Origin of the sequence: Streptomyces bugieae (genome assembly GCF_036352915.1) — a bacterium.
GTDB classification, from domain to species: Bacteria; Actinomycetota; Actinomycetes; order Streptomycetales; family Streptomycetaceae; genus Streptomyces; species Streptomyces endophytica.
In genome coordinates this window covers 32,743-56,224 of the sequence record NZ_JAZBJP010000027.1, presented here as the reverse complement: position 1 = coordinate 56,224, position 23,482 = coordinate 32,743, and the positions used below count along the sequence as shown (strand labels likewise).

The window sequence follows — 23,482 nt, the reverse complement described above, 5'->3', positions numbered from 1 at the left end:
GTGAGTCTTCGGTTGCTGATCAGGCTGGTGGCTATGGCTGCGAGTGCAAGGAAGCTTTCCGGCGTGCGCTTATTACGGCGGTTGAGCCGGACCTGTCTCGACGAGCAAGCCAGCTCATCTCAACCGCCACGAGGCCAGGATCCGGTGTCGCGATAACGCCACCAGTACAGCACCGTGCAGTCGTCGGGCCACGGCGCCTCCTGTGTGCCCCGGGGCTCGAAGTGGTCCTGCTCCGGATCGATGGGGCGCCAGTTCGGATCCAGCGGCTCGTCATCCCGGGGCAGGCGGACCTTGGTCACGAACCGTTCCTCGCACGCCCCGAACTCCATAAAGTTCGCCTGAGCCTCAATCAGTGAAGGCCGGTTGGCGCCGCCGGCCCAGTTGGGCCAGCGCAACTGCACGCGATCGTCCTCCCAGAAGCACACCGGGCAGATCTCATAGGAGCCGGGCGGCTCGCCCAGGGTCAGATGGCCGCAGCACACGCACGGGAAGGTCAGTATCACGCCGGCCATCCTGCGCGATGCCCGTGCGATGCCGCACCTGAGTTCCCACCGCCCCTGGCTCCGACTCGTTTCGTTCGGCGATGTGACTCGTTGGTCTGAGCATGACCGGCTTTGCTGAGCGGATTGCGTCTGAAGAGTTGTGGGTGCTGTTTCGGCGAGTGGTGCCGGAGACGGTGGTCACACGCCCGCAGGGTGGTGGGCGTCGGCGAGCTGGAGATCATGAGTGTTTGGCAGCGATCATCTTCGTCGCTACCTCCGGCTGCTCCTGGCGGCAGCTGCCTCCTGTGTTCGGGCCGGCCTGGCCCACCGTCTACCGACGCTTCGCCCAGTGGTCCAAGGAGCGTGTCTGGGCCCGACTGCACCGCGTCATCCTCGATGAACTCGGAGCCGCTGGCGATCTGGACTGGTCGAGGTGCGCAATCAACTCCGTCAGCGTCCGCGCGGTCAAAGGGGGCTGCTGACGGGACCTAATGCCCAGCGGCGCGGGGTGCGCAGACTCAAGGCCTTGGCCTTCGTCCGTGCAGGGGTTATCAAACGGCGCAGCCACCGGCCCTCCTTGCCGCGGCGTATCAACGTCACGTCTGGTGCTCGCGTACGGCGGATCAACAGGAGCCCGCCCGGTGACCACCCAGTACCTCGCGCTCCTCCAATTCGAGGAGGGCGGCCCGTTCTCTGGGGGTGGGATGCGTGCGGTGTGACTTGGTATGAGGCGGGTTCGTTGAGGCCCTGGGGCTCGTTCTCGGGGGGCCGCGGCGGGTTGTTGCACAACTCGTGGCAGGAGCTTGGAATGCGGGCGTTTCCCGTGGTGTTGCCGTCCGGGCAGAAATACTGGACGGTTCTCGACGACGATCTGGAGGTCGTCCCGGTCGCTGACCGGTGGCTTCGGAATCTTCGGTTCGGGCGGGACCGGGCGGAGCTGACGACGAAGGCGCTCAAGGAGCCTTCCAGTCTCAGAGGACGTCACGGAGAGGGAATGCGATCAACGGCTCGAATCATCTTCAGGGTCGGTGTCGTTGCCGGCGGCATCCGGGGCCACGCCCCCCGACGTGGTCCCACCAGGTCTCGCATCCTGCCTTGAGGCGTTGTCAGGACCGGACCCCTGACCTTTCGTTTTGCTTCCCACACTGCGACCCTGCTGGATACCCCGGCGCAGATTGGCCAGCCTGCCCCGTACGTCGCCAGGGGCGCGGGAGACCTGCGGGGCCTGCCGCCACCGCTCGTCGTTCACGGAGTAGTCGCGGCTGCTTGAAGCACGCCGGGGCAGTCCGGCAGCGGTCCGCCCCTCAGTGAGCAGTCTGTTGTCCGTGAGAACCGGATGAGCGATGAGTCTTTCAGCCCACTGCCGTGTGCCTTGGGCCTCTGTGCCGGACAGTTCGACGCGGACAGCCGGGGCCTGCGCGGCCTCTACGTCGAGGTGAGCGCGAAAGGTGAGCTTACTGCCGGGCGCGGAGTACAGGCAGGTGTGGACGCCGTCGTGCGCCCCATCGGTCATGACCTGTCTGCTGCCGACATGCAGCTCCACCTTCACGTCATCGAGTGGCACACCGGTGAGCTGCGCAACCTCAATTACCAGTCGCCCTCCGCCGCGGGGGAGCAGCATCGTCGTAGCGTGGGTGACTTCAAAGCGGGGCCTCATGTGCTCCAGCACGATTTGGTCGCGCATCACACTGACCTGTTCCTCGGCCGCCTTGACTTGGTCGCGCATCGCGTTGGCCTGTTCCTCGGCCGCCTTGACAGCGCGTCTGGCGCTGTGTGCTTGCCACCAGCCCACCCCCGCCGCAATAGCGGCAACAAGTGCGCTGACAGCAGAAATCAAGTCGCCCGTATCCAACGGCCCGCCCCTGTCTCGTGTCCACCCTGCTTTCGCCCACAGGCGAGGAGTATCAGGTTCTCAGCAGAGACAGGAGTCCGGGGCCGTTACGGGCGAGCCGGTTCGCTCGAATCAGCGGTGGCACCACACCTTTGCACTGATTGCGCTCAACCACACCACTGCTGAGCTGCACCAACCTGGTTCGCGGCACCTCTCAACCCCAGAGAACCCCCTGCCGTCACCGGCGAGTGGACCGACGACGCCACCGCCCTGCGCACCTATGGCAGTTGGGTCGGGCTGTATGGCACCCGGGAGAACGCAATCATCCGCCTCGTCGAAAGGGCCGATGGCGCGAGCATGTGCTCAAGACCTGGACCGCGCACGGCGAAGTCGACAGCTCACCGGAACCCAATCCGTAACCCCCGTCTTCCCCTGCTCCTCATTCACCCTCTGCGGCCAGGACGCCGATGAAGGAAGGACCCCGACGACGGAAATCGCGTCGTACCGATGGCTTTATCGAGCAATAGTGGTTGTGGCTCAACTTTCGCATACGGAGTGTGACGGTTGACGGCCGGGAGGGTCTGCTCGGGGTTGCCTCAAAATGATCCGTGATGATCTTGGTGTGGTCGACAGTCCGGGGTCGTGGAGAAGACGGTGTTCCGGCTGGAGGAGCTGTTGTTCCCATCGATCGCGGATGTCGCTGTGCTGTCGGTGGGCATGGACGAAGAGGCGATACGCATTGAGGTTTGCAGCACGGCAACCGGGGCGAACTGCCCTGACTGTGGGAGTCGATCGAGTGGGCCACACAGCTCCTACCAGCGGTTTCCCGCCGACGTTCCCAGCGCCAGCCGAAAGGGGCTTCTGTGCGTGCGAATCCGCCGGTTCTTCTGTCCGGACCCTTCGTGCGGACGACGGACATCCGCTGAGCAGATTCCGGGGCTGACCCGACGGCACGGTCGATGGGCCGAAAGGCTGCGGTCAGCACTGGCCGCGGTCGGCCTAGCGCTGGCAGGCCGGGCCGGGGCACGGACGGCCAAGGTCTTCGGGGTATCCGTCGGCCGCAGCACCGTGCTGCGGCTGCTCGCGGCCTTGCCCGAACCTGACGCCCCGTCCCCGCGGGCGGATGGCGTCGATGAGTACGCAAACGGCAAGGGCCGCGTCTATGGCACGGTGCTGGTCGACGTTGAGACTCGCCGTCCCATCGATCTGCTGCCGGACCGGGAGGCGTCCAGCCTGGCTCAGTGGCTGGCGAAGCGGCCTGGCATCGAGGTCGTCTGCCGGGACCGGGCCCCATTCTTCGCGGAAGGCGCCACAGCCGGTGCACCCCAAGCGGTCCAGGTCGCTGACCGGTGGCATCTGTGGCACAACCTCGGCCAGGCCGCCGAGCGTGAAGTCGCCCGCCACCGCCAGTGCCTCCGCGTCCTCCTCCCCGAACCGGTCAAGGAGGAGGTCGACACAACCGAACCCTTTGACGAGATCCCGGAATCGCCCTGGAGGGGCGACCGGTTCGCCAACCGCATCCGGGCCAGGCACGCCACCGTCCACGCGATGCTCGAAGCTGGCCACAGCCGCCGCTCCATCGGCCGGCAACTCCGCATGACCCACCGCACCGTCAAAAGCCTCACCGATGCCGCGAGACCGGAGGACCTCTTTCGCAGGCAGTGGCAGTACAGCCGGACCTCCGCCCTCGACGAGTACAAGCCCTACCTGGACGAGCGTTGGAGCGAGGGCTGCACGTGCGTCTGGAAGCTCTGGGAGGAGATTGTCCCGCTCGGCTACAAGGGCAGCTACGGCATTGTCAGCGCCTACATCCGGAAGAAGCGCACGTCACCCCGGCCAATCACCGCACAGCCCCCGGCACCTCGCGTGGTAACCCGATGGATTCTCAGCCGCCCGGAATCCCTCACCGAGATCGAACAACTCCGGCTCAAAGCCGTCCTGCCCAACTGTGCCGAGCTCGACGCCCTCACAGGCCACGTCCGGCCCTTCGCACACATGCTCACCGAGCGCCGGGGCGAACGACTCCTGGAATGGCCCGACGCCGTCCGTCAGGACGACCTGCCGAGCCTTGACACCCTCGCAACGGGCATCGACCGTGACCGCGACGCTGTAATCGCCGGTCTGACGCTGCCCTGGAACTCGGGCGTGGTCGAGGGGCACGTCAACCGGATCAAGATGCTCAAGCGCCAAATGTTCGGCCGGGCTGGCTTACAACTCCTCCGGAAACGAGTCCTGCTGTCGTAACCAGTAGTGACGGCCGACTACGCAGACCACCCGGCAAATCGCCCAAGCCCTCGTTGGCTAGCAACGGCAACAGCGGCGTCCGGCTCGTTCTTGCCGTCCTCGAACGCCCTGCGCAGCTGCCGATTGACCGGGGCGAGCGCGGTCGGCTCCAGCACATCCTCCCCTCCGGCGCGGGCGCCCTGCCGTCCGCAGCTCGGCCTCGGGCGGCACGCCATTGCTGTTCCTCGGCCAGGATCCGGCGCGGAGTCCAACGCACCGGCGCTATGCCCTGCCTGCGCAGTCCGGAAGGGGTCTCTCTGCGACAAGCGGACCCACCGTATTCATGCTGGGGGCTCCTGCGGCCCTGCACGGACGATCTGTTCCAACGTTTCCACGGCGCGGTCAATGTCGGCCACCGAGTTGAGGATGCCGGGAGCGAAGCGCACTGCGCTGTCTCGGTAGGGAGTTTGACCTGCCATGATCCGCCGCTTCTCCAACATGGCAGCGATCTCTCCGGGGTCCCGGCCCTCGACGTCGAAGCAGGTCATGCCCGACCGCAGCGCTCTGTCCGCCGGGGTACGCACGGTGATACCGGCTGTCTCCATGAGTCGCCGGTGGCAGTAGGCATTGAGATCGGCGATGCGCATCGCTACGGGCTTCTTGCCCAGGGTGAGCTGGAAGTCGAAGGCCTCCGCCAGAGCCCAACGGTGTTCGAAAACAGGGAATCCTCCGGGAGTGCACAGCCGGGCGCGGGGGGCTTCCGCGTCGGGGGTACGGCCCAGGTACCACGGCCAGAACACCTCGACGTCGAACGAGGTCATGATGGGTTCGACCGCGTTCCATCCTCTCTCGCTCCCCCACACCACACCCGTACCGCGTGGCCCGAACAGCCATTTGTGGCAGCCCGCCATGAAGAAGTCGCAGCGAAGTTCCTCGACGGTGAAGTCCTCTACCCCGAAGCCGTGGACGGCGTCCACGCAGATGAGGATCTGACGGTCGGTAGGGCGGCCGTGGTTCACCTCGGCCACCGCCTCGCCTATGCGGGAAAGCGGCAGTTTGACCCCGGTACCCGAGTGCACCCAGGTAAGGGCGAGGAGACGGGTGTTGTCCCGTATTTCGCGGACGAGGGAGGAGACGATCTCCTCACTCGTAGCCGTCGGTCCGTCCTCGTACAGGCTGATGCACCGGTGGCCGGCGCCGCTCGACTTCGCCTTGAAGCGTAGAAGCTCCGAAGCCGCGTAGTGCTCGTGGCGGGTACTCAGGATCTCGTCCTCGGGCCCGAGCCGCATGCCGGTGTAGACCACAGCCATGCCGGCGGTGGTGCTTTCGGTGAGCGCGATCGAGTCCGGATCCGCGCCGAGGTAGGCACCGGCCGTTTCCAGCACCCGCCGGACGCGCTCGTCCCGCTGATGGAAGTGGAGGGCAGGGTTTCGGTCCAATTCGGTGCGATGGTATGCGATGGCCTCACGTACCGTCCTGGGGTGAGGGGCCAGCATCGACAGCGCCAGGTGCACATAGCCAGGGTCCAGATCGAATTGTTCCCGGGCCCATTCCCAGAGGCGGTTCTCACCCGGCCGTGCCGGGATGATGGGTGGCGGATCAGTGCTTACGTGCTTCATCTCGTCCTTCCGTGACATCACGTCGGCTCGGAACGTGCTGGTGCTGCCGGGGTACCTCGCGGAGGGAGATGCCTGTCCCCACAGGCGGCTCAGGCGGGGCCAGGCCACCACCGGTCAGGCGGGGTCGCGGTCTGACGGTCCGGCGGTGGCGTGGAGGGCCGGCCGGACGGCGGTGACGTACATGACCGGCGTGCGCAGCACGATGCGGTCGGTGCGCTCGCTGCGGGCTCGCGCTTCGGTGGTGATGGCACGCTCTGCGCGGCGTCGCTCATCCGGTGAGACCCGTTCCCAGAGCTTGCGCATACCGTGGGTCCAGGTCCAGCGCAGGAAACGCTCCGCGGAGTCGGTGCAGATGAACGCCGGTTCCTCCAGGACCTCGACCTCCTCGAAGCCAGCTGCCAGCAGGTCGCCCCGCAGGCGCCGAGCACCGCCGAAAGCCTCGGTATAGGGGTAGATTCCGCTTCCCGCGTCGTGGGCGGCGGAGAACCGCGCGATGGAACGCAGCCCGAAGACCTCCGGCGCGGGTCGTTCGACCGTCGCGGGCGCGGAAAGGCCAAGCCGTCCGCGCGGACGCAGCACCTGGTGATAGGCCCGCAGGGCGGCGGGAATGTCGGCGAGCATGTGTACGCTCATCCCCCCGGTCACCACATCGAAGCTCTGCTCGGGGAAGGGTGGCGACTGCCCTTCCCCCACCATCGCCTCGACCTGCGGCATCTCGCTCGCCCGCGCTTCTTTCCGCACTGCCTCAACCATGGCCGTGGAGAGGTCGACCCCCACGACCCGCCCGTGTTCTCCGACCGCTCTGGCAGCATGGAAGAGGACGGCTCCCCTTCCGCAACCTATGTCCAGAACGGATTCGCCCGAGCCGATCTTCACCAAGGCGACGAGCCGTTCGCCGACCGGGCCGAAGTAGTCGACGCCTGACCGGTCGTACTCCGAGGCCAGCGTGTCGAAGATCCGTTGTGCCTCACGCCGTGCGTCCGTCATCCGCATCTCCCCAGGCCGGTCCGGGTACATGGGACTCCATCGCCATGAACATGTCGTGGTGCAGGTTCCGTAGGAGCGTTTCCTCTCCCCGGGTGCTCCGGTCGATGAGCCCCAAGCGGTCGGCCTTGGACAGGAGGTCCTCGCACTTCACCAGTCCGTAATGGTCGAGGACCGCGACGACGGACTCGGGGTAGCGACTCTTGTCGATCTCTTGGGAGCCGGTGCGCACGGGACCGGCAGCGCGCTTCGCCGCCATGCGTTCCAGTACACCGGGCAACACTTCCATGGTCCGCTCGTACCTGGCCCCCTCCGGTACCTGTGGGGCAAAGGCTTCGGAGTGGCTCAGCACCTCCTGGCATTTCATTACGAAGTGACTCTCGGACATCCGGGCGAACTCGTACGGGTTGTCGTTGCTGTGTGTGAGGTATTCGACGTCGACGAGCGCGCCGTTCGTGTCATTGATGAAGTATGGAAAGCCGTCCCAGCGGGGCACTACGGATGGCACTCCGCAGGCCATCGCCTCCAACGGGGATTTGCCATAGGTTTCGAAGATGCTCGTAGCGCCGGAGACGAATAGGTCGGCAGCGTTGTAGAGGGAGACCGTCTGTCGTTTCTCGAGTCGGTGGAAGACGATCACGTCCTCCATCCGGGCCGCCAGTCGGTTGAAGTACGGGGGATCAATATGGGTCACCGACATGACGAGGAGGGCGCTCGGGCGCTCCTCTCGCAGCCGGCGGTAGCCGGAAAGCAGGGAACACAGGCCCTTGTCGTTCATAAACCGGCCGGTGTACAGCAGAATGTCGCGGTCCCGAGGCAGGCCCAGTAGCTCTCGGCACTCAGTCTTGTCCTGCCTGGTGTAGACATCCTTGATCCCGAACGTGCAGATGTTCGCGGCCGGTATTCCCGTGAAGTGTTCGTACGCTCGTGCCGCATTCTGTGAACCGCAGATGACGAGATCTGCTGGATGGGCGTGCCCGGCGAGGAGCAAGAAGTAGAAGAGGAGGTTGAAGGGGTAGGGGTTACTGTGCGGGATCATCAGCGCCGGGCAGTGATAACCGTCCCGTCGCATGAAATAGACGAGGGGCACCGCTTCGACGTATTCAGCGACGACCACCTCCACCGAGGAGAGGTCACAGGATTCCTTGAGCTTCCGGTACATCTCCTGGAAGCGGTCGTATGTGTGCTCCGCGGCCGGCAATGGACGGATCCGGAAGAATAATGTGTCCGCTTCCGTGCAGAAGTTCTTGATGTCTTCGGACGAATCGGTGAGAGCGAGAACCTTAGGCACCGTGCGGCTCCTTCTGGCGGCGTAGGGAAGCAGTACGGGGCCCCGACGTCGTCCACCGGGGCCCCGTCCGAGGCTTCAGCCGGTGGGCAGCGTCTCGAAGTACATCTGTGCGTTGCTGATGGCGGGCCATTGCTGTGTTGCCTGTGCTCCGCGGGCGGCCTTGATCACCCGACGAATCCCTTCCCGCACGTCGACCTCGTGGTGGAAACCGAGAACTTTTTCCGCACGCTCCACGTTCGCCAGAAGCCGCTGCGCGTAGATAGCGATCGGGATCTCAACAAACTCCTTCTTGACCTCCTTTCCCAGCTCTTCCCCGATCAGGCTCAGAACCTCATTGAATGAGGTCTCGATGCCGGTTCCGACGTTGAATTCCTGTGTCGGCAGGTCCCGTTCCAACGCGGTCTGGAAAGCACGCCCGGCGTCTTCCACATAGATGAAGTCGCGAGTCTGGCTGCCGTCGCCCCAGACGACGGGTGTGACGTCGTTGAGTACCGCCCACACGAAGAGGGAAATGATGTTGGCGTATCCCCCCTTACTGAACTCGTCATGGCCGTAGACGCTGAAAGGCCGCATCCCGATGGCCGTGATGCCATACCTCTCCGAATACTGCTTGGCGACCTCCTCGTTCCACTTCTTGGAGAGCGCCTTGAGGTCCGGCGGGTTCAGCTCCATTCCCTCGCGGTAAGGAACGTCGTTGCCTTCGTAGACGGCGCTCGTGCTGGCGTACACGAGCTTCCCGATGTCCTGTCGGCGCATGGCTTCGAGAAGGTTGATGAATCCGTGGGTTGTCACCGAGGCGCCGCCGACCGGGTCCTCCTCATACATGAGGAAGGAGGACGGTGCAGCTAAGTGGATAACTGCCTCTTTGTGCCGTGTGACCTGCATTAACAGGTCGAAGTTCCGGGTATCACCTTGCACCCATTCGACGTGATCACGGATGTCCTCAGGTACGTGCTGCCACCCGCCGATCTTGAAGTTGTCCAGGGAAGTGATTGTGTAGCCGTCGCCGAGCATGGCCCGGATCATGTTGCGCCCGATGAAACCCGCTCCTCCGGTGACCAGCACCCTCTTCGACATAGCGGTTCCCTTTCTGTTGGGTGGGTTTTCTACCGGGCGCAGCCGCCGCTTGGGCGACGGCTGCGCAGTGTGCAACGGTCAGGCGAGCGTGCGCTCGGGCATCCACGCCGTACCGGCCGGAGCCCATTCCGTACGCTCAGGCATCCACGCCGTACCGGCCGGAGCCCATTCCGTACGCTCAGGCATCCACGCCGTACCGGCCGGAGCCCATTCCGTACGCTCAGGCATCCACGCCGTACCGGCCGGAGCCCATTCCGTACGCTCATTGCGCATGGTGCTCTCCAATCTCCGAGAAAACGGAAGCGACCAATCCCTCTGCTCCGAAATGCGCATACACTCTTCACTCGCGGCGCCAATGAAAGGCTCACGGATCGAGTGGCCAAGCGGAGACAAAGGGAGCTGCCGAGGTGTGGACGCCGAACGTCCATATGCCTCCGTCGTCGTGCACTAAATCACCTCGGTCTCTCACAGTCTGCAATCCGTGTGCCAGCGAGGTCAATTAATGCAGGCACCATCTTTGAGTCAGTGCACACGTAACGCATGTGACAGGTATTACTCATGTGCTTCAAGTGGTCACCGAGGTTGTGACGTTCGTATTGCGCCGCTCCGGAGTCTTTAACTACGCGGGAGGTCAGCCACCTTTCCTTGACGCACTGGTCTGCCGGCGATTCGCGAGGGGCCTATTTCGCGCGGTCGGCGCTGGGGCGACCGCGCGTAGGCTGCCGATCTCCAGGACCCACGACAGGGCACGTTCCGAGTCCGGTGGAGTTCATCCCATGCAGGGAAGCCGCCGCGGCGGTGCGGTTCACTCGGCTCTTCTGCGGTGAACCGCACCGCCCCGCAGCCGGTGGCGGTGGAGCGCAGGAAGTGCTGCGGAGAAGCCTTGAGATCACCTCGTCCGCCTGCAGACCGGCAGAGTCGGCGACGCCACCTACGCCGTCTCCGTCTCGACATCCCGGTTCGTGCTCGAACTCAGGTCGGCGGTACGGCTCCGCATGACGGGGACCATGATCACGAGGCTCAGGAATGCCAGCCCCGCGGCGGCTGCCGGAATCAAGCCCTGGTCGGCAGCGAGAAAACCGCCGCCCACCGCCCCACCGAGTGCCGCACCGACGTAGACGGCACTGCTTTGGACCGCCATCGCCTGCGCGGCCGCCTCCGTTCCCGCCCGAGTGAGCATCAGGGACTGGATGCTGGGCGGCACCGCCCATGCCGCCGCCGACCAGGCAACCAGCAGCACGGCTGTAAGCGCGACGGGGACCGGCCTGACGAGCCAGAGGCCCGCAAAGGCGAGCATCGCCCCGCAGAACACCACGCTCACGAGGGAGAAGACCCGCCCCGGCGTGAAGCGGTCGATGAGGCGTCCGGAAGCCTGCGTCCCGAGCAGGCCACCGATCCCCGCGCAGACCAGCAGCACGGCGAGGACTGTCGGCGACACGCTGGAGACGCCGGCGAGGAAGGGCGCGATGTATGTCTGGAACGCCAGATTGCCTGCGACGGTCAGGATCGTGACGACGAGGATCACCGTCACGCCACCGTTGAGCAGCGGACGAAGCATGACGCGAAGGCTTGTGCGCTCCGAGACCGCGTGCGCCTCGGCGCGCGGGAGGGTACGGAGGAGCAGGAGAAGCGCGCCCACCCCCAGCAGCCCTCCGAACAGGAAGGTCGCCCGCCAGCCGAAGAGCGCGCCGATCCACGTACCGGCGGGCACACCCAGCAGGACCGCACCGGTCAGGCCGGTCATGACGGTTGCCAGATAGCGGCCCTGACGCTTCGGTGGAGCCTCGGCGCCGGCCGCGGCCAGGGCGGTGGGAAGGACGAGAGCGGCGGCAAGTGCCGCCACAACACGCAGGGCCATGAGCGGCACGTACTCGTCCACGAGTAGGACCGCAAAGTTCGCGGCCCCGAACACGGTGAGCGCTCCGCACAGGGCGCGTCTGCGGGAAATCCGGAGCGGCAACAGCGCCCACATCGGGGCGGCGAGCGCGTAGGTGAGCGAGTACACCGTCACCAGTTGACCGGTAGCGGTCTCGGACAGTTGGACGGTGTGCGATACCGCCGGGAGAACACCGATGAGGATGTAGTCGTCCGTCTGCACGGCGAAGGCAGCGAGTGTCAGAGCCCACAGCCACACCGGCCCGGCTCGGGTTAAGAACTTCATGGAAATGAGGGTAACAGTCGTTACCCCAACGGTGTGTCAGAGTATGACGACGAGGAGAGAGGTGCGTTGGAGTGCCCAGACCGGCCAGCCCGGAACGTCGGCGCGAGGTGATCGATGCCGTGATCGACCAGCTCGCGGACACAGGGATCGGGAGCTTCTCGCTACGCACGCTGTCGGCGGGGATCGGCCAAAGCACCCGTGTGCTGACCCATCACTTCGCCGACAAGAAGGCCCTTCTCGCGGCCGTACTTGAGCGGCTCGACGAACGCCAGCAGGTGGCGCTGCGGTCGACGCCGGGCTGGCATGACCCCGAGGTCAAGGTCGGCCACCTCGTGCGGTCGGCCTGGGAGCGCAACCTCGGCCCCGACGAGCTCGCCATGACCCGGCTCTTCCGGGAGATCGAAGGGCTCGCCGCCGCTGGCCGCCTACCGTTTCCCGGGGCCGCGTTCGTACGAGGTCGTGCCGAATTTGTCGCCTCGTGCCTGGTTCGCCGCGGCCTGCCCGAAAGCAGTGCCCTGATCAAGGCGACGCTGCTCAACAGCGGCTTCTCGAGCCTGCAGAGCGATTACCTCATCACTGGGGACAAGGAACGCGCTGAGGCCGCCCTTGAGGAGCTGTGCACATGGATCGATTCCTGCGTGGGCAACGGAGGCTGACCAGGGTCGCGGTGACAGCGACTCCGGTGAGGGGGTGCAACGTCCCCCGCCTGTCGCTGTCGCCACCGAACAGCTGCTGAGTGCGGCAGGCCAGGCGCGGCGGCCCCCGGCGGGCGGCGGGGCGTCGAGCGGCAATCTGGAGTGGTCAGCCGGCCCTGTCCGGTTCCTCGGCTCGGGCTCGGGTGCCGGCCAAACTCTTCAACAATGGGACGGGCGGTGCAGGCCCATTCGTCGAGCAGGGTGCGGTTGAAGCATTCGACTCTGCCGTCATCTCGCCGAGGATGGTTCGTTCTTAGCGGCGGATCGGCTCACCGGTCGGCCAGCCGGTGCAGGCCACGGCGGGTCAGGACCCGATGCACGGGCGAGACCGGCAGGCCCAGGATCGCGCCAATCCTGGCCGGACCCAGCGTGCGGGCTTGCCGCAGCGTGCAGACATGGTCTTCGACACAGGCGCCGTGCGGTGTACGGGTCCTGTCGGGCGGCTGGAGCGGTCTTGCAGGCCGGTGTCGCCTTCTGCCAGCCATCGTCGCATCCACTTGTGGGTGGTGGGCCACGACGTGCCCATTTCGGCGGCGACGTGGACCACGGGCCGTCCGCATCGGACACGTTCGACCAGCAGCCGCCTGCCGTGCACAGTCAGCCGGGCACTACGGTGGGACACGAAGACCTCCGTGTGGCGACGCGTAGACACCTCCACCACATGGGAGGTCTTCGCCATTGATCAAGCCGAGCAGCTGTTAACAACGCTCGTGATCAATACACCTAACGACCTCGTGCACGGTTGGCCGTGGCTCGGCGCCCAGGTAGCTCGTTGAACTGTCCATGATGGGGGCCGGTGCGCGTGAGTTGATCGTGGCGGAATACCGGGTCACTGGACTGTCGCCGGAGGTAATCGTAGAACTCATTGCTGAGGTGGGGCCGTTGTGGCACGAGCAGCATCACGCTCGGCTCGCGACTCGCCCGCGGCAGCGGGCAGTAGGAGCGGGGCGAAGCACAAGTTCGTCTTCGTCGACCGCCTGCTGGCGACACTGGTCAATCTGCGCCATGGCACCAACACGACGTGCTGGCCTGCTGGTTCGGCGTGGGCCGCTCCACCGTCACGCGTGCGATCGGCGAGGTGCGGCCACTGCTGGCGCAACGAGGGTGCACCGTCGCACGAGGCATCAGGCTGCGCACTCTCGCGGAAGTCATCGAGCACTTGGGAGCCAGTGATCAGACAGGGATCATCGACGGTACGGAGATCCGCGTGCGACGCCCGGCCGCAGGCCGAAAGGACCGGGACAAGTTCGTCTCCGGAAAGACCAAGCAGAATGCCGTGAAGTCGATGGTCCTGACAGACGCGGAGGGGCGAGTGCTGTTCTGCAGCCCAGCCCGGCCGGGCAGCTGCGTCCACCGGGACCCGAATGCCGGAGGAGAGTTCCGCGGCGGGGCCGTGCCGTCGGCCTGACCGGGGCCGAGACATCCGGTCACGGCTCGCCCGGGCGCGGCAGTCCGTAGGCATTCCCTCCGCCCCGGCGCCCGCCGGCGGCCTGCGGCGGTGGCGAGTGCGCGGCAGGACACGGGAGGCCGTGGGCGGCAGCGGTCACTTGCGCGCCCATTCCCATTCTTCAGGGGTGAGAACAGGCAGTGGAGCATCCGGCGCGTTTTCCGGGCGGGGGAAGATCCACCTCGGCCGCTGAAAGTTGGCAAGTACCGCAAGGGCAGAGCATGAACTCAGCAGGCATGCCACAAAAATGACCGCCCAGGAGATATGGGAGGAGACCAGCAGCGCGGCCATGCCCAGCAAGGCCCCCGCAATTCCGATGGTGGTGGCCCACGCAATATTCCTGAAGTAGCGTTCGAGCAGCCATTTGTCTTGACGCTGATATCTCCGGATATCTTCCATTTTCTCCGACTGCCATCTGGCTTCGGGCTCCCACTCCAGCCGCTCCCTGGGGCTGGAGGTGTAGCGCGTCGCCATGAGAATGAACAGCAGGGCACAGATCAAGAACGTGACGGCGACCCCGAAGCATGCAATGGCTATCTCACGCCACACCCCCTGGGGTTCGTTCGCCGCTACCACCGCATTGCTGAGTGAGAATCCCCCCAGAATCGCGATCGGCGTTCCCCCGACAGTCGAGATGGCACGGTCCGAGTTGAGCTCACGGGCCCACTTCCATACCCCGGGCCTTGGTTCCTGGTCCTTCTGTGCACCTTCCGGCCGGGAGGGACGCTGCTCACCCGACATGTCTACCTCCTACCGCACGGGCACGGACCACCTGCTTGCCCAGGACGAACCCAGGACGAAAAGGTCTCCCGGCCAGCACCTCCCCCTTCGTCAGCCTGCTCGCTCATGGCCTCGGGTCTCTGGCCGGCTCGGCACGGAATGCGAGAGCAGACTCGTAGTCAAGCTAACTGTCTGAAAGCACCGCCGCGAGCACAGTGGGGCCATCAGGGTGAAGGCCGCCGTCATGGGCGCCCAGCCGTCTCCGCGCGTGACGAGCACTCGGCAGAGCCGCGCCGGTCGTCCGACCTTCATCGTTGGCGGTCGCGACGGCAGCGAGGACGGAGAACCCGGGCCTCGGTCAGGGTCCGGCCAGGGGCAATGGCCCTCTCGTCTTTCCGTGTGGTGCCACCAGAGCATCCCAATGGCCCACTGCAGTGGCATCCAACAGGCGCAGGCCCGCGGTGGCGCCTAACTTCGCCAGGGGCGACAGCTCAAGCGACGTGGGCGGAGACGGAGACAGGACCGTGAGGAGACGGGACATGGCAGTGCCTCGCCCCGGCCGGCTCGCGACCGGGCCCACCACCGCCGTGGCGCGACCTGGTTCGCCACGGCCGTGCGCGACCTGGCCCGCTCCGCCATCCGGCAGCGCGGTCAACGCTTCGCCGATCCCGTTGGGCAGCGGTGTGGGGAGCTTCGTCTCCGGGCCCGGCCCGCATCCGCGGCGGGTCACGCTGACGACGAGGCGTCCGGGCACGGCCCGCGGCACGACCTTCGTCGGCCCCATTGCGGTCGGCACCGCGGTGTCCGGCCGGACCGAAGAGCGACCTCGCCTTCGTCCCCCACCCGAGCTCCTCCTGGCACGCCGGGCGGACCGGCTTCGAGACGGCGGCCCCGAGGGACGCCCCAGGGCCGTACGGCCGGGTCAAGGCGTTGGACGAAGAAGGGCATGTCCTCATGTCCTCCGACGTCATGAGCTCGTCCCGCTGAAAGAGGACCCATGACCGAGCCACGTCCCGATCCCGCCCGTCAGACCCATCTGGGAATGCGCCCCGGCGAACTGGACGGCAAGTGGTACGCGAAGTACTGGAACCCTGTGATGGCTCCACTGCCGGAGCACATCAAGGAGGCGCTCAGTCTCGGTCCGCAGGCACCTCCGCTGTGTCTGGGCCTGGACGACGCAAGAGCACTGGATGAGGCCGCATACCAGGAGCTGGAGAACGGATACAGCCTCTTCGACGACGGTTCCATGCACGTCGCTACGCTCACCTACATGCCCGGGGTCTCCCCCGAGATGGTGGACTGGTGGTTCTGGTGGCACGCCACGGAGACCCAGCGGTACAAGCTGTGGTATCCACGAGCCCACCTGTACGCGGAACGGCCCGGTGGTGCGGGGGAACAGAGCGCTCCCTATCGCGAGAGGTACGTCGACGGCACGTCGTTCGTGGACGAGTACGTCGGCAACGTACCCGGCCGTCTCGCCATTCGTTTCGTCCGTCCCCGCAGTCTGGGATTCGACGAGGGCAGGCTCGATCCACTGAAGGCGACAGCGGTCTGCGCGAGGGTCGGCTTCTCGGATGTCCCGCTCGACTGGGGCCATCTGGTCCACTACGTGCGGCGGGTGGACGGTGGCGCCGAGATGCGTTCGCGATTCTGGATGGGCGGATGCCACGTCGCCCCCCGCGGCGGAGCCTCCCCGACCGGTGAACTCGAAAGGGTCGCCGAAGGGGTGAGAAATCTCGGGGACGCGCAGGCCCGCGCCATGGTCGTGCACTGCGCGCAGGAAATGAACCACCTCGCCGTGTTCCTCCCTGAACTCTTCGACGAGTTCCCACGCAGCGGATCACAGTGAACCGGCCCGACGTCCTGCGGTCCCGGGGACCGGGCGGCAGGCGATACCGATCGATTCCGCGAAGGGAGCGGACATGGCGAACCATATCGAGGGCAGGGTGCTGCAGCGCCGTGACTACCGCTACGAGAGCCTGCGCAGACAGGCTTGCTGGCACGCGGGGGTCCCCGACCGACACCCCGAGGTGATCGTGTTGGCGAACAACGAGGACGATGTCGTCGGAGCAGTGAAGCTGGCCAGGGAGAAAGGCCTGCGCATCGCGGTGCGTTCCGGGGGACACAGCTGGTCCGGTTCGCATCTGCGCGACGGCACGCTGCTGATCGACCTCTCGAATCTGCGCCATGTGTCCGTCGACCCCGAGGCAATGACCGGCACTGCGCAGCCCGGAATCAAAGGGTCCGAACTCAGTTCAATGCTGGCGGAGAAGAACCTGTTCTTTCCCACGGGGCACTGCACGGGCGTCTCCATCGGCGGCTATCTGCTGCAAGGCGGATTCGCCTGGGCCGGGCGGCACTATGGACCGGCCTGTATGTCGGTCACCGGCATCGAGGCCGTCACCGCCGACGGGGAGCGGATCCACGCCGACGAGACCCATAACGCCGACCTGCTCTGGGCCGCCCGAGGCGCCGGTCCCGGCTTCTTCGCCGTCGTCACCCGGTTCCACGTCAAGCTCTACCCGCGCAAGCGCATCACGATGAACAGCGGCTACTTCTGGCCCGCCTCGGCCGCGCGGGACGTCTACGGCTTCGTGCACGAGATCGGCCGTCGGACGCCTGCGGAGATCAACCTCATGTGCAACCGGGATCCGATGACGCACGACGAGCCGCTCATCTCCCTGAATGCCACCGCCTTCACCGACACCGAGGAGGAGGCCAGGGAGCAGCTGTCGATCTTCGAGTCCTGCCCGGCGCGTGGGCGGGTGCTCACCACTCGGCTCAACGAAGTGACGGACACCGGCACCCTGAGTCGGCTCGGCACCGATCCGCACTACGACGAGACCAAGCGCTACCTGGCCGACAACATGTGGACTCACGCGTCCTTCGACGACCTGTGGCCCAACTTCCAGGCCATGCTGAGGACCTGGCCTCCGGCGCCCTCGCACATGGTGCTGTACAACTGGGGAGGATACGAGGGACAGCCCGAACGTCCGCCGATGGCCTTCTCGGTGGAGGACGAGCTGTACTACGGGCTGTACGCGGCCTGGTCCGATCCGGCCGAGGACTGGCGGTACACGGACTGGGTGACCGAGCACATGCGAGCCTGGGAGCCGTACGCCACCGGTATCCAACTGGCCGACGAGAACCTGATCAACCGCCCCTACCGCTTCCTGACCGACGAGAACCTCCGACGCCTCGACGACCTCCGCACCACATGGGATCCCGACGGGCTCTTCATCTCCTGGCTCGGCCGCCCCGAACCGGCCGCCAACGTCTCGGAGGATGCGCCGAAGTAACGACATGGAGAGAAGGCGGACGGACCTGCCTTCGCGCTGCCCCTCCGGCCTACGCGCCGTAGGTGTACCTGACGCAACCGAACGGACACATCGCCCATTCCAGCCCTTGCCTGGGCCAGCCCCAGCCACATCGCGGGGGCGCGGAGACGACGTGATCCCCTGCGGCCCGAGAGGCCGCAAGGAACACGACGTCTGCGGCACCGCTCAGATCAACACTTCGTGACCCACTTCAGCTTCCCCGGGTAACCCCAGCGGTGCTAGCGACGATCCGATACGAGCCTGGCGCCGAGACTGACAACTGGACCTGGGCAGCCCGCGCAGACGTGCCGTTGCGGCGGTGCTGCTCCTCCACGCCAACCGACTCGTCGGCCGGGAACGGCTGATCCAGGCGCTCTTGGGCGATGCTGTGGCCAGCGTTGCGTGCCCGCTGCTGGGGTATCGACCAAGAACCTCCATCTCCAGCGGATCGCAACGGTCGGGGATTCCCTGGTCGATAGCCTGGAGGAGTGAGCGGCGGGGCACGGGAGACCGTGAGCGGCAGCGGTTACTTGCGAACCCATTCCCATTCTTCAGGGGTGAGACCAGGCAGTGGATCATCCGGAGCGTTTTCCGGGCGCGGAAAGATCCGCCGCGGCCGCTGAAAATTAGCAAGTACCGCAAGGGCAGAGCATGAACACAGCAGGAACACCACGAAAATGACCGCCCAGGAGATATGGGAGGAGATAAGCAGCGCAGCCATTCCCAGTAAGGCACCCGCGATTCCGATGGTGGTGGCCCAAGCGATATTTCTGAAGTAGTGTTCGAGCAACCATTTGTCTTGACGCTGATACCTCCGAATATCTTCCATCTTTTTCGACTGCCATCTGGCTTCCGGCTCCCACTCCAGCCGCTCCCCGGGACTGGAGGTATAGCGCGTCGCCATGAGAATGAACAGCAGGGCAGAGATCAAAAAGGTGACGGCGACCCCGAAGCACGCAATGGCTATCTCACGCCACCCCCCTTGCGGTTCGTCCGCCGCTACCACCGCATTGCTGAGCGAAAATCCCCCAAGAATTGCGATCGGCGTTCCTCCGACAGTCTAGATGGCGCGATCCGAGTTGAGCTCACGCGCCCACTTCCATATCCCGGGCCTTGGTTCCTGGTCATTCTGTACACCTTCCACCCCGGAGGAAAGCCGCTCACCCGACATGTCTACCTCCTACCGCACAGACACGGCTTACCCAGGATGAAAAGATCTCCGGCCATCACCTCACCCTTCTTCAGCTTGCTCGCTCATAGCCTCGGGCCTCTGGTCAGCTAAGCCCGGAATGCGAGAGCAGACTCGTAGTCAAGCTGTCCGGCCCAAATCACCGCCGCGAGGGAACTGGGCCATCAGGGTGAAGGTCGTCGCGGGTGCCCAGCCGGTCTCCATGTTCGACGAGCGCTCGGCAGGCGCTGGTCGTCCGACTTTCACGCAACGCAAGAGCACCGGAATCAGCGGCCATCACCCCCGGTGACCTGAGGGAGGGCCCCATCGTCATCGTCGCTGCAGCCTCCTCCAGTTCGCCGCGCCGGACCGGGTGGGCGTTCCGGATCGATTCCCGCCGTTCCCTCAGTTGGTCGAACGGCCATAAGACGTCGAACACGCATGAGCGCGGCGTCGAGATCTTGCGAGTAGTGGTACACGACTGAGGTGGCGGTTCTTCGAGCCAGGCGGCCGGCCGGGCCCGGGACGGGACGGTTTCGGTGCACCGGCCGGCGAGCCGGTCTTCGCACGCAGGTTCCTGAACCCCCGCCGGACACGGGCAGGTGCGAGCCTGTTTGGGTCGGCCAGCCTCTCCCAGGGGCGCCGCAAGTCGCCGACCAGCGCTCGGGCGAGCCGGAGCTGGGCGTGAACGGCGATCACCAGCCACGTCCATCGGTCAGCCGCCTGCGAGATGCGAAGCCGGGGCTTGGTCCGCCCAAGCGTCTGCTTGAACAGACGAACGTGTGCTCATTGTCGAAACGTCGTAGGAAGGACTGCCAGCAGTGGTCGAGGGCCGCTTCGGTGGCGGCGGTGCCCGACCACCACATCCAGACCGGCTTGTTCATCTCGCCGCTCGGTAGTTTCTCGACGACCAGGCGGATGGCTGTCCCCTCGTTGATGGGAAGCGGACTGTCGTGGTCAAGCCAGGCCAGCCCTCTGCCCGTTCGCCATCAGCACCGCGAACAGGTCCAGCGCGTCATCGACCGCCTGGACCTCCAGCTGACGCACCACTGCCGTCAACAACGCGGGACGCCGCAGCTCCGGCGTCCGCTCGATCGTCTGGCTTTGCTCAGCTGCCCGTACCAGGCCAGCGTCAACAGCCGATTCACCGGCACCCGCGACAGGCTCACCTGCCCCAGCGCGAATGCCGAGATTTCCTCCCCCCGCTCCATCGCCCGCACCATCACGGTGCACGTCGACTTCACCAGCGGAGTGCGCAGCCGCTCCAGCTCTGAGACCCGCCTGCCCTTCGGCACCACCAACAGCTGAGCCAGCGTCGGCGCGAGCCCGGGATCGGCCCGGTGCGCGGCGCGGGCCACCGCCTCGGGCAGCCGCCGCTCGGCCGCCGTCCACGCCTCCGACACCTGCCGGGCCAGCACCGAGACACTGGGAGGCAGCAACCGGTTACTCACACCCGGGCGCGTAGCGGCCGATGCCGCGATGGACCAGGAGGCAGGCGCAGGCTACGCAGAGGACGCCGGCCCATAAAGCGGATAGGGCGATCGGGACGTGGACGCCGACACCGCAGTGCGATGGATTCGTTCGGCGGCCTCCGGAACCGATCATGTAGGTCTTCTCGTCCGCCCAGGGCACGGTGATGAACGACTGGATCAACTCCGCCCTGAAAGGAGTCGCCCCGCGGATCGAGGACCACGCCGGTCGGCTCGTCCAACGCCTGGTGGAACAGCAGTCGTTCGACGCAACCACGGACTCGTGCAACCACCGGCGGCCATCCGGCGGGTGCCGGGACTCGGCACGTCGCGTGCTCTGCTGATCCCGCGTCCGCTGAAGCGGCGCCGCGGGTGGGCGCCGCGCCGCGGGCTCGGGTGGCCGTCAGGCGGAGTGCTCGGTGCGGTCGCCGCCCCAGAGCGTGTGGAAGGCCCCGTCACGGTCGGTGCGTCGGTAGGTGTGTGCGCCGAAGAAGTCCCGCTGGCCCTGGATGAGCGCCGCCGGCAACCGCGGTGAACGCAGGGCGTCGTAGTAGGCCAGCGCCGCCGAGAATCCGGGGGCGGGAAGGCCGAGTTCGGCCGCCGAGGACACCACCCGCCGCCAGGCGTCCTGCGCCGCATCCAATGCCTCCCGGAAGTAGGGCGCGGTCAGCAGCGTCACCGGCTGGTCCGGGCCGCTGTAGGTCTCGGTGATCCGGTTCAGGAAGCGGGCCCGGATGATGCAGCCGCCGCGCCAGATCTTCGCCACGGCTCCCGGGTCGATGCCCCACCCGTACTCCTGGCTGCCGGCCTGGATCTGGTGCACGCCCTGTGCATACGCGACGATCTTCGACGCGTACAGCGCCTGCTCGACGTCGTCGGTGAAGGACTCGGCCGCCGACCCGCCGAGGCGTCGGCCGGACGGGCCCGGCAGTCCCTGCGAGGCGTCGCGGAGGTCGGCGTGGCCGGAGAGTGAGCGGGCGAAGACGGCCTCGGCGATTCCGCTCACCGGTACGCCCAGGTCCAGTGCCGTCTGCACGGTCCAGCGGCCCGTCCCCTTCTGCTCCGCCTGGTCGAGCACCACGTCGATGAACGGCTTGCCGGTGGCGGCGTCGGTGTGGCCCAGGACCTCGGCGGTGATCTCGATGAGGTACGACTCCAGCCGGCCCTGGTTCCAGGTCCGGAAGACCTCGGCGATGCGGACCGGATCCATGCCCAGCGCCCGGCGCAGCAGGTCGTAAGCCTCGGCGATGAGCTGCATGTCGGCGTACTCGATGCCGTTGTGCACCATCTTCACGAAGTGGCCGGCGCCGTCGGGCCCGATGTGTGTGCAGCACGGCGCGGCGTCGACCTTGGCGGAGATGTCCTCCAGCAGGGGGCCGAGCGATGCGTACGCCTCGGCCGAGCCACCGGGCATGATGCTCGGGCCGTGGAGCGCACCCTCTTCGCCGCCGGACACGCCGGTGCCGACGAAGTGCAGCCCCCGGTCCCGCAGCGCGGCCTCACGCCGCCGGGTGTCCGCGAAGTGCGCGTTACCCCCGTCCACGATCATGTCGCCCGGTTCGAGCAGCGGCGCGAACTCGTCGATGACCGCGTCCGTGGGCGCCCCCGCCTTGACCATCACGATCAGCCGTCGCGGCCGTGCCAGCGAGGCGACGAACGACTCCGCCGACCCGGTGGGCACGAAGTTCCCCTCGTCGCCGAATGCGTCCATCAGCGCCTGGGTGCGGGCCTCGGTGCGGTTATGGAGCGCGACGGTGTGCCCGTGGCGGGCGAAATTTCGGGCGAGGTTTCGGCCCATCACCGCGAGCCCGGTCACGCCGATGTCCGCCTGCCCAGCCATGATCATCAACTCCTGCGTTCCGACACGCCCGAACGTCGTTTCCGTGGCCCGGCGAAGCGCTGTCGGCCACGATCTTGTGTATCAAATCATGATGATCACCAATGAAGTGGACACCGTTGACGCGCTGGCGTGCCGGTCAGGCACGTGCAGCTGGTACGGAAGGGCAAGTGGCCCGGGAACGGGGTGCCCAGGGATCGGCTGCCGGTCCGGCGGCGACCGTCATCCTGACCGTGGACGACGACCCGGGCATGTCGCGTGCGGCGCTGTGGTGACGTCGTCGACCATGTGTGGTCGATCCAGGGGCTGCCAGGGCGGACAAGACCTGCCCTTTTGACGCCGCTCAGGATACGGGTGACCTCCGTGGTGGAGACGTGGGTGCGGACACCACCCGTTCCTCATCACGGCGCTGAGGGGTCATCCGGCCCAGTATGCGGCGGACGGAGCGACCGCCGGCGCGTCGTCGCCGTGTCCGCCGGATGTCGGGCCGTTCGGGATGCGCAACGCCCCCTGCGCCGTACCACCCGCTCCGTCATCGGGAACCGGTCAGGGGCGCTACGCCTGGTGGGCCGCGGAGATCTGGCCGACCAGGACGGCGAACGGCATGTCGAGGGCGGCGTAGACGGCGCCGGACTCGGGTGCCGCGTTGTCGGCCAGGGCCTCGACCATGAGGGTGGCGTAGTCGCTGACGATGACGCCCGCCTGCTGCATGCGCACCAGCCCCGCCTGCCGCTTGGCCCGGCTGAAGGTTCCGGAGGCGTCCAGGGCGACGTACGTGTCGTATCCGCCGACCGTGGCGGAGTAGGCGGGCAGCGCCGCGCACACCTCCAGCGACACCCCGGCAAAGATCAGCTTCGGTCGGCCGGTCGCCTCGATGGCCTCGCGGACGCGGTCGTCGCGCCAGGCGTTGACCGCGCTGCGGTCGATGATCTCCTGGCCGGCGGGCAGCGCCTCGACCAGCTCAGGGGCGGTCGGCCCCCACATGCTGTCGGCCGAAGTGGTGGTCACGACGAGCAGGATACCCAGGACCGTCGCCGCCTTGGCCAGCGCCACCACGTTGTGCTTGAGCCGGTCGGCCTGAGCTGCGGTTCGGTGGGCCACGCGGAAGCCACGCGGGCGGTGGCCGGCGGCGTGGGGCTCTTCTCCGTGAGTTTTGAGGCG

The 23,482-nt window shown here is 66.5% G+C and carries 17 protein-coding genes and 3 pseudogenes; 6 read left to right on the top strand and 14 right to left on the bottom strand.

Annotated elements, in window-relative coordinates:
- Positions 1-119: 119 nt before the first annotated feature.
- The gene (locus V2J85_RS30100) at positions 120-503 is read right to left on the bottom strand and encodes a CPCC family cysteine-rich protein (protein ID WP_261953987.1); all 384 of its coding nucleotides are present in this window, start codon (positions 501-503) and stop codon (positions 120-122) included.
- A gap of 101 nt (positions 504-604) precedes the next feature.
- On the opposite strand from V2J85_RS30100, the pseudogene V2J85_RS30095 reads away from it, so the two are divergent.
- Positions 605-1,005: pseudogene (locus V2J85_RS30095) on the top strand (transposase); the annotation flags it as partial.
- 477 nt (positions 1,006-1,482) lie between these two features.
- Here V2J85_RS30095 and V2J85_RS30090 read toward each other — a convergent pair.
- Positions 1,483-2,334: a hypothetical protein gene (locus tag V2J85_RS30090; RefSeq protein WP_261957579.1), complete on the bottom strand. Its 852-nt coding sequence runs from the start codon at positions 2,332-2,334 to the stop codon at positions 1,483-1,485.
- 621 nt (positions 2,335-2,955) lie between these two features.
- On the opposite strand from V2J85_RS30090, the gene V2J85_RS30085 reads away from it, so the two are divergent.
- A complete protein-coding gene (locus tag V2J85_RS30085) occupies positions 2,956-4,557 on the top strand; it encodes an ISL3 family transposase (protein ID WP_330823321.1) in 1,602 nt (533 codons plus the stop codon).
- A 320-nt stretch (positions 4,558-4,877) separates the two neighbouring features.
- Here V2J85_RS30085 and V2J85_RS30080 read toward each other — a convergent pair whose 3' ends face one another.
- The 5 genes from V2J85_RS30080 to V2J85_RS30060 form a co-directional block, all read right to left on the bottom strand.
- Positions 4,878-6,155: an aminotransferase class V-fold PLP-dependent enzyme gene (locus tag V2J85_RS30080; protein ID WP_330823320.1), complete on the bottom strand. Its 1,278-nt coding sequence runs from the start codon at positions 6,153-6,155 to the stop codon at positions 4,878-4,880.
- Between the two features lie 114 nt (positions 6,156-6,269).
- Positions 6,270-7,142, bottom strand: a complete 873-nt coding sequence (locus tag V2J85_RS30075; protein ID WP_261953984.1) for a class I SAM-dependent methyltransferase — start codon at positions 7,140-7,142, stop codon at positions 6,270-6,272.
- Positions 7,123-8,430, bottom strand: coding sequence for a glycosyltransferase family 4 protein (locus tag V2J85_RS30070; protein WP_261953983.1), 1,308 nt, complete (start codon positions 8,428-8,430; stop codon positions 7,123-7,125). The genes V2J85_RS30075 and V2J85_RS30070 overlap by 20 nt, the downstream gene beginning before the upstream one ends.
- A gap of 75 nt (positions 8,431-8,505) precedes the next feature.
- The gene (locus V2J85_RS30065) at positions 8,506-9,507 is read right to left on the bottom strand and encodes an NAD-dependent epimerase/dehydratase family protein (RefSeq protein ID WP_261953982.1); all 1,002 of its coding nucleotides are present in this window, start codon (positions 9,505-9,507) and stop codon (positions 8,506-8,508) included.
- A gap of 931 nt (positions 9,508-10,438) precedes the next feature.
- Positions 10,439-11,668 (bottom strand): MFS transporter, encoded by a 1,230-nt coding sequence (locus tag V2J85_RS30060; protein WP_330823319.1) that lies wholly within the window; start codon positions 11,666-11,668, stop codon positions 10,439-10,441.
- 119 nt (positions 11,669-11,787) lie between these two features.
- Between V2J85_RS30060 and V2J85_RS30055 the strand changes: the two genes are divergently transcribed.
- Positions 11,788-12,324, top strand: a complete 537-nt coding sequence (locus V2J85_RS30055; RefSeq protein ID WP_261953980.1) for a TetR/AcrR family transcriptional regulator — start codon at positions 11,788-11,790, stop codon at positions 12,322-12,324.
- Positions 12,325-12,644: 320 nt separating this feature from the next.
- Here the strand turns inward: V2J85_RS30055 and V2J85_RS30050 are convergent.
- Positions 12,645-12,985, bottom strand: a pseudogene (locus tag V2J85_RS30050) (leucine zipper domain-containing protein); the annotation flags it as partial.
- Between the two features lie 399 nt (positions 12,986-13,384).
- Here V2J85_RS30050 and V2J85_RS30045 point away from each other — a divergent pair.
- Positions 13,385-13,771 carry a transposase family protein gene (locus V2J85_RS30045; RefSeq protein ID WP_330823317.1) on the top strand — a complete coding sequence of 129 codons (387 nt, stop codon included), beginning with the start codon at positions 13,385-13,387 and terminating at the stop codon, positions 13,769-13,771.
- Positions 13,772-13,906: 135 nt separating this feature from the next.
- On the opposite strand, the gene V2J85_RS30040 is transcribed toward V2J85_RS30045, so the two are convergent.
- Positions 13,907-14,551: a hypothetical protein gene (locus V2J85_RS30040; RefSeq protein ID WP_261953978.1), complete on the bottom strand. Its 645-nt coding sequence runs from the start codon at positions 14,549-14,551 to the stop codon at positions 13,907-13,909.
- A gap of 976 nt (positions 14,552-15,527) precedes the next feature.
- Between V2J85_RS30040 and V2J85_RS30035 the strand changes: the two genes are divergently transcribed.
- Positions 15,528-16,379, top strand: coding sequence for a DAPG hydrolase family protein (locus V2J85_RS30035; protein ID WP_261953977.1), 852 nt, complete (start codon positions 15,528-15,530; stop codon positions 16,377-16,379).
- 73 nt (positions 16,380-16,452) lie between these two features.
- The gene (locus tag V2J85_RS30030; protein ID WP_261953976.1) at positions 16,453-17,829 is read left to right on the top strand and encodes an FAD-binding oxidoreductase; all 1,377 of its coding nucleotides are present in this window, start codon (positions 16,453-16,455) and stop codon (positions 17,827-17,829) included.
- Between the two features lie 544 nt (positions 17,830-18,373).
- Here the strand turns inward: V2J85_RS30030 and V2J85_RS30025 are convergent.
- The 5 genes and pseudogenes from V2J85_RS30025 to V2J85_RS30005 all read right to left on the bottom strand — a co-directional run bounded on the left by V2J85_RS30025 (position 18,374) and on the right by V2J85_RS30005 (position 23,422).
- Positions 18,374-18,853, bottom strand: coding sequence for a hypothetical protein (locus V2J85_RS30025; RefSeq protein WP_261953975.1), 480 nt, complete (start codon positions 18,851-18,853; stop codon positions 18,374-18,376).
- A 567-nt stretch (positions 18,854-19,420) separates the two neighbouring features.
- Positions 19,421-19,983: pseudogene (locus V2J85_RS30020) on the bottom strand (NF041680 family putative transposase); the annotation flags it as partial.
- 87 nt (positions 19,984-20,070) lie between these two features.
- Positions 20,071-20,433 carry a hypothetical protein gene (locus V2J85_RS30015; RefSeq protein ID WP_330823315.1) on the bottom strand — a complete coding sequence of 121 codons (363 nt, stop codon included), beginning with the start codon at positions 20,431-20,433 and terminating at the stop codon, positions 20,071-20,073.
- Between the two features lie 454 nt (positions 20,434-20,887).
- Positions 20,888-22,324: an NADP-dependent phosphogluconate dehydrogenase gene (gene gndA / locus V2J85_RS30010; RefSeq protein WP_330823314.1), complete on the bottom strand. Its 1,437-nt coding sequence runs from the start codon at positions 22,322-22,324 to the stop codon at positions 20,888-20,890.
- A gap of 552 nt (positions 22,325-22,876) precedes the next feature.
- Complete coding sequence (locus V2J85_RS30005; protein ID WP_330823313.1) at positions 22,877-23,422, bottom strand: isochorismatase family protein; 546 nt, start codon at positions 23,420-23,422, stop codon at positions 22,877-22,879.
- Positions 23,423-23,482 lie beyond the last annotated feature (60 nt).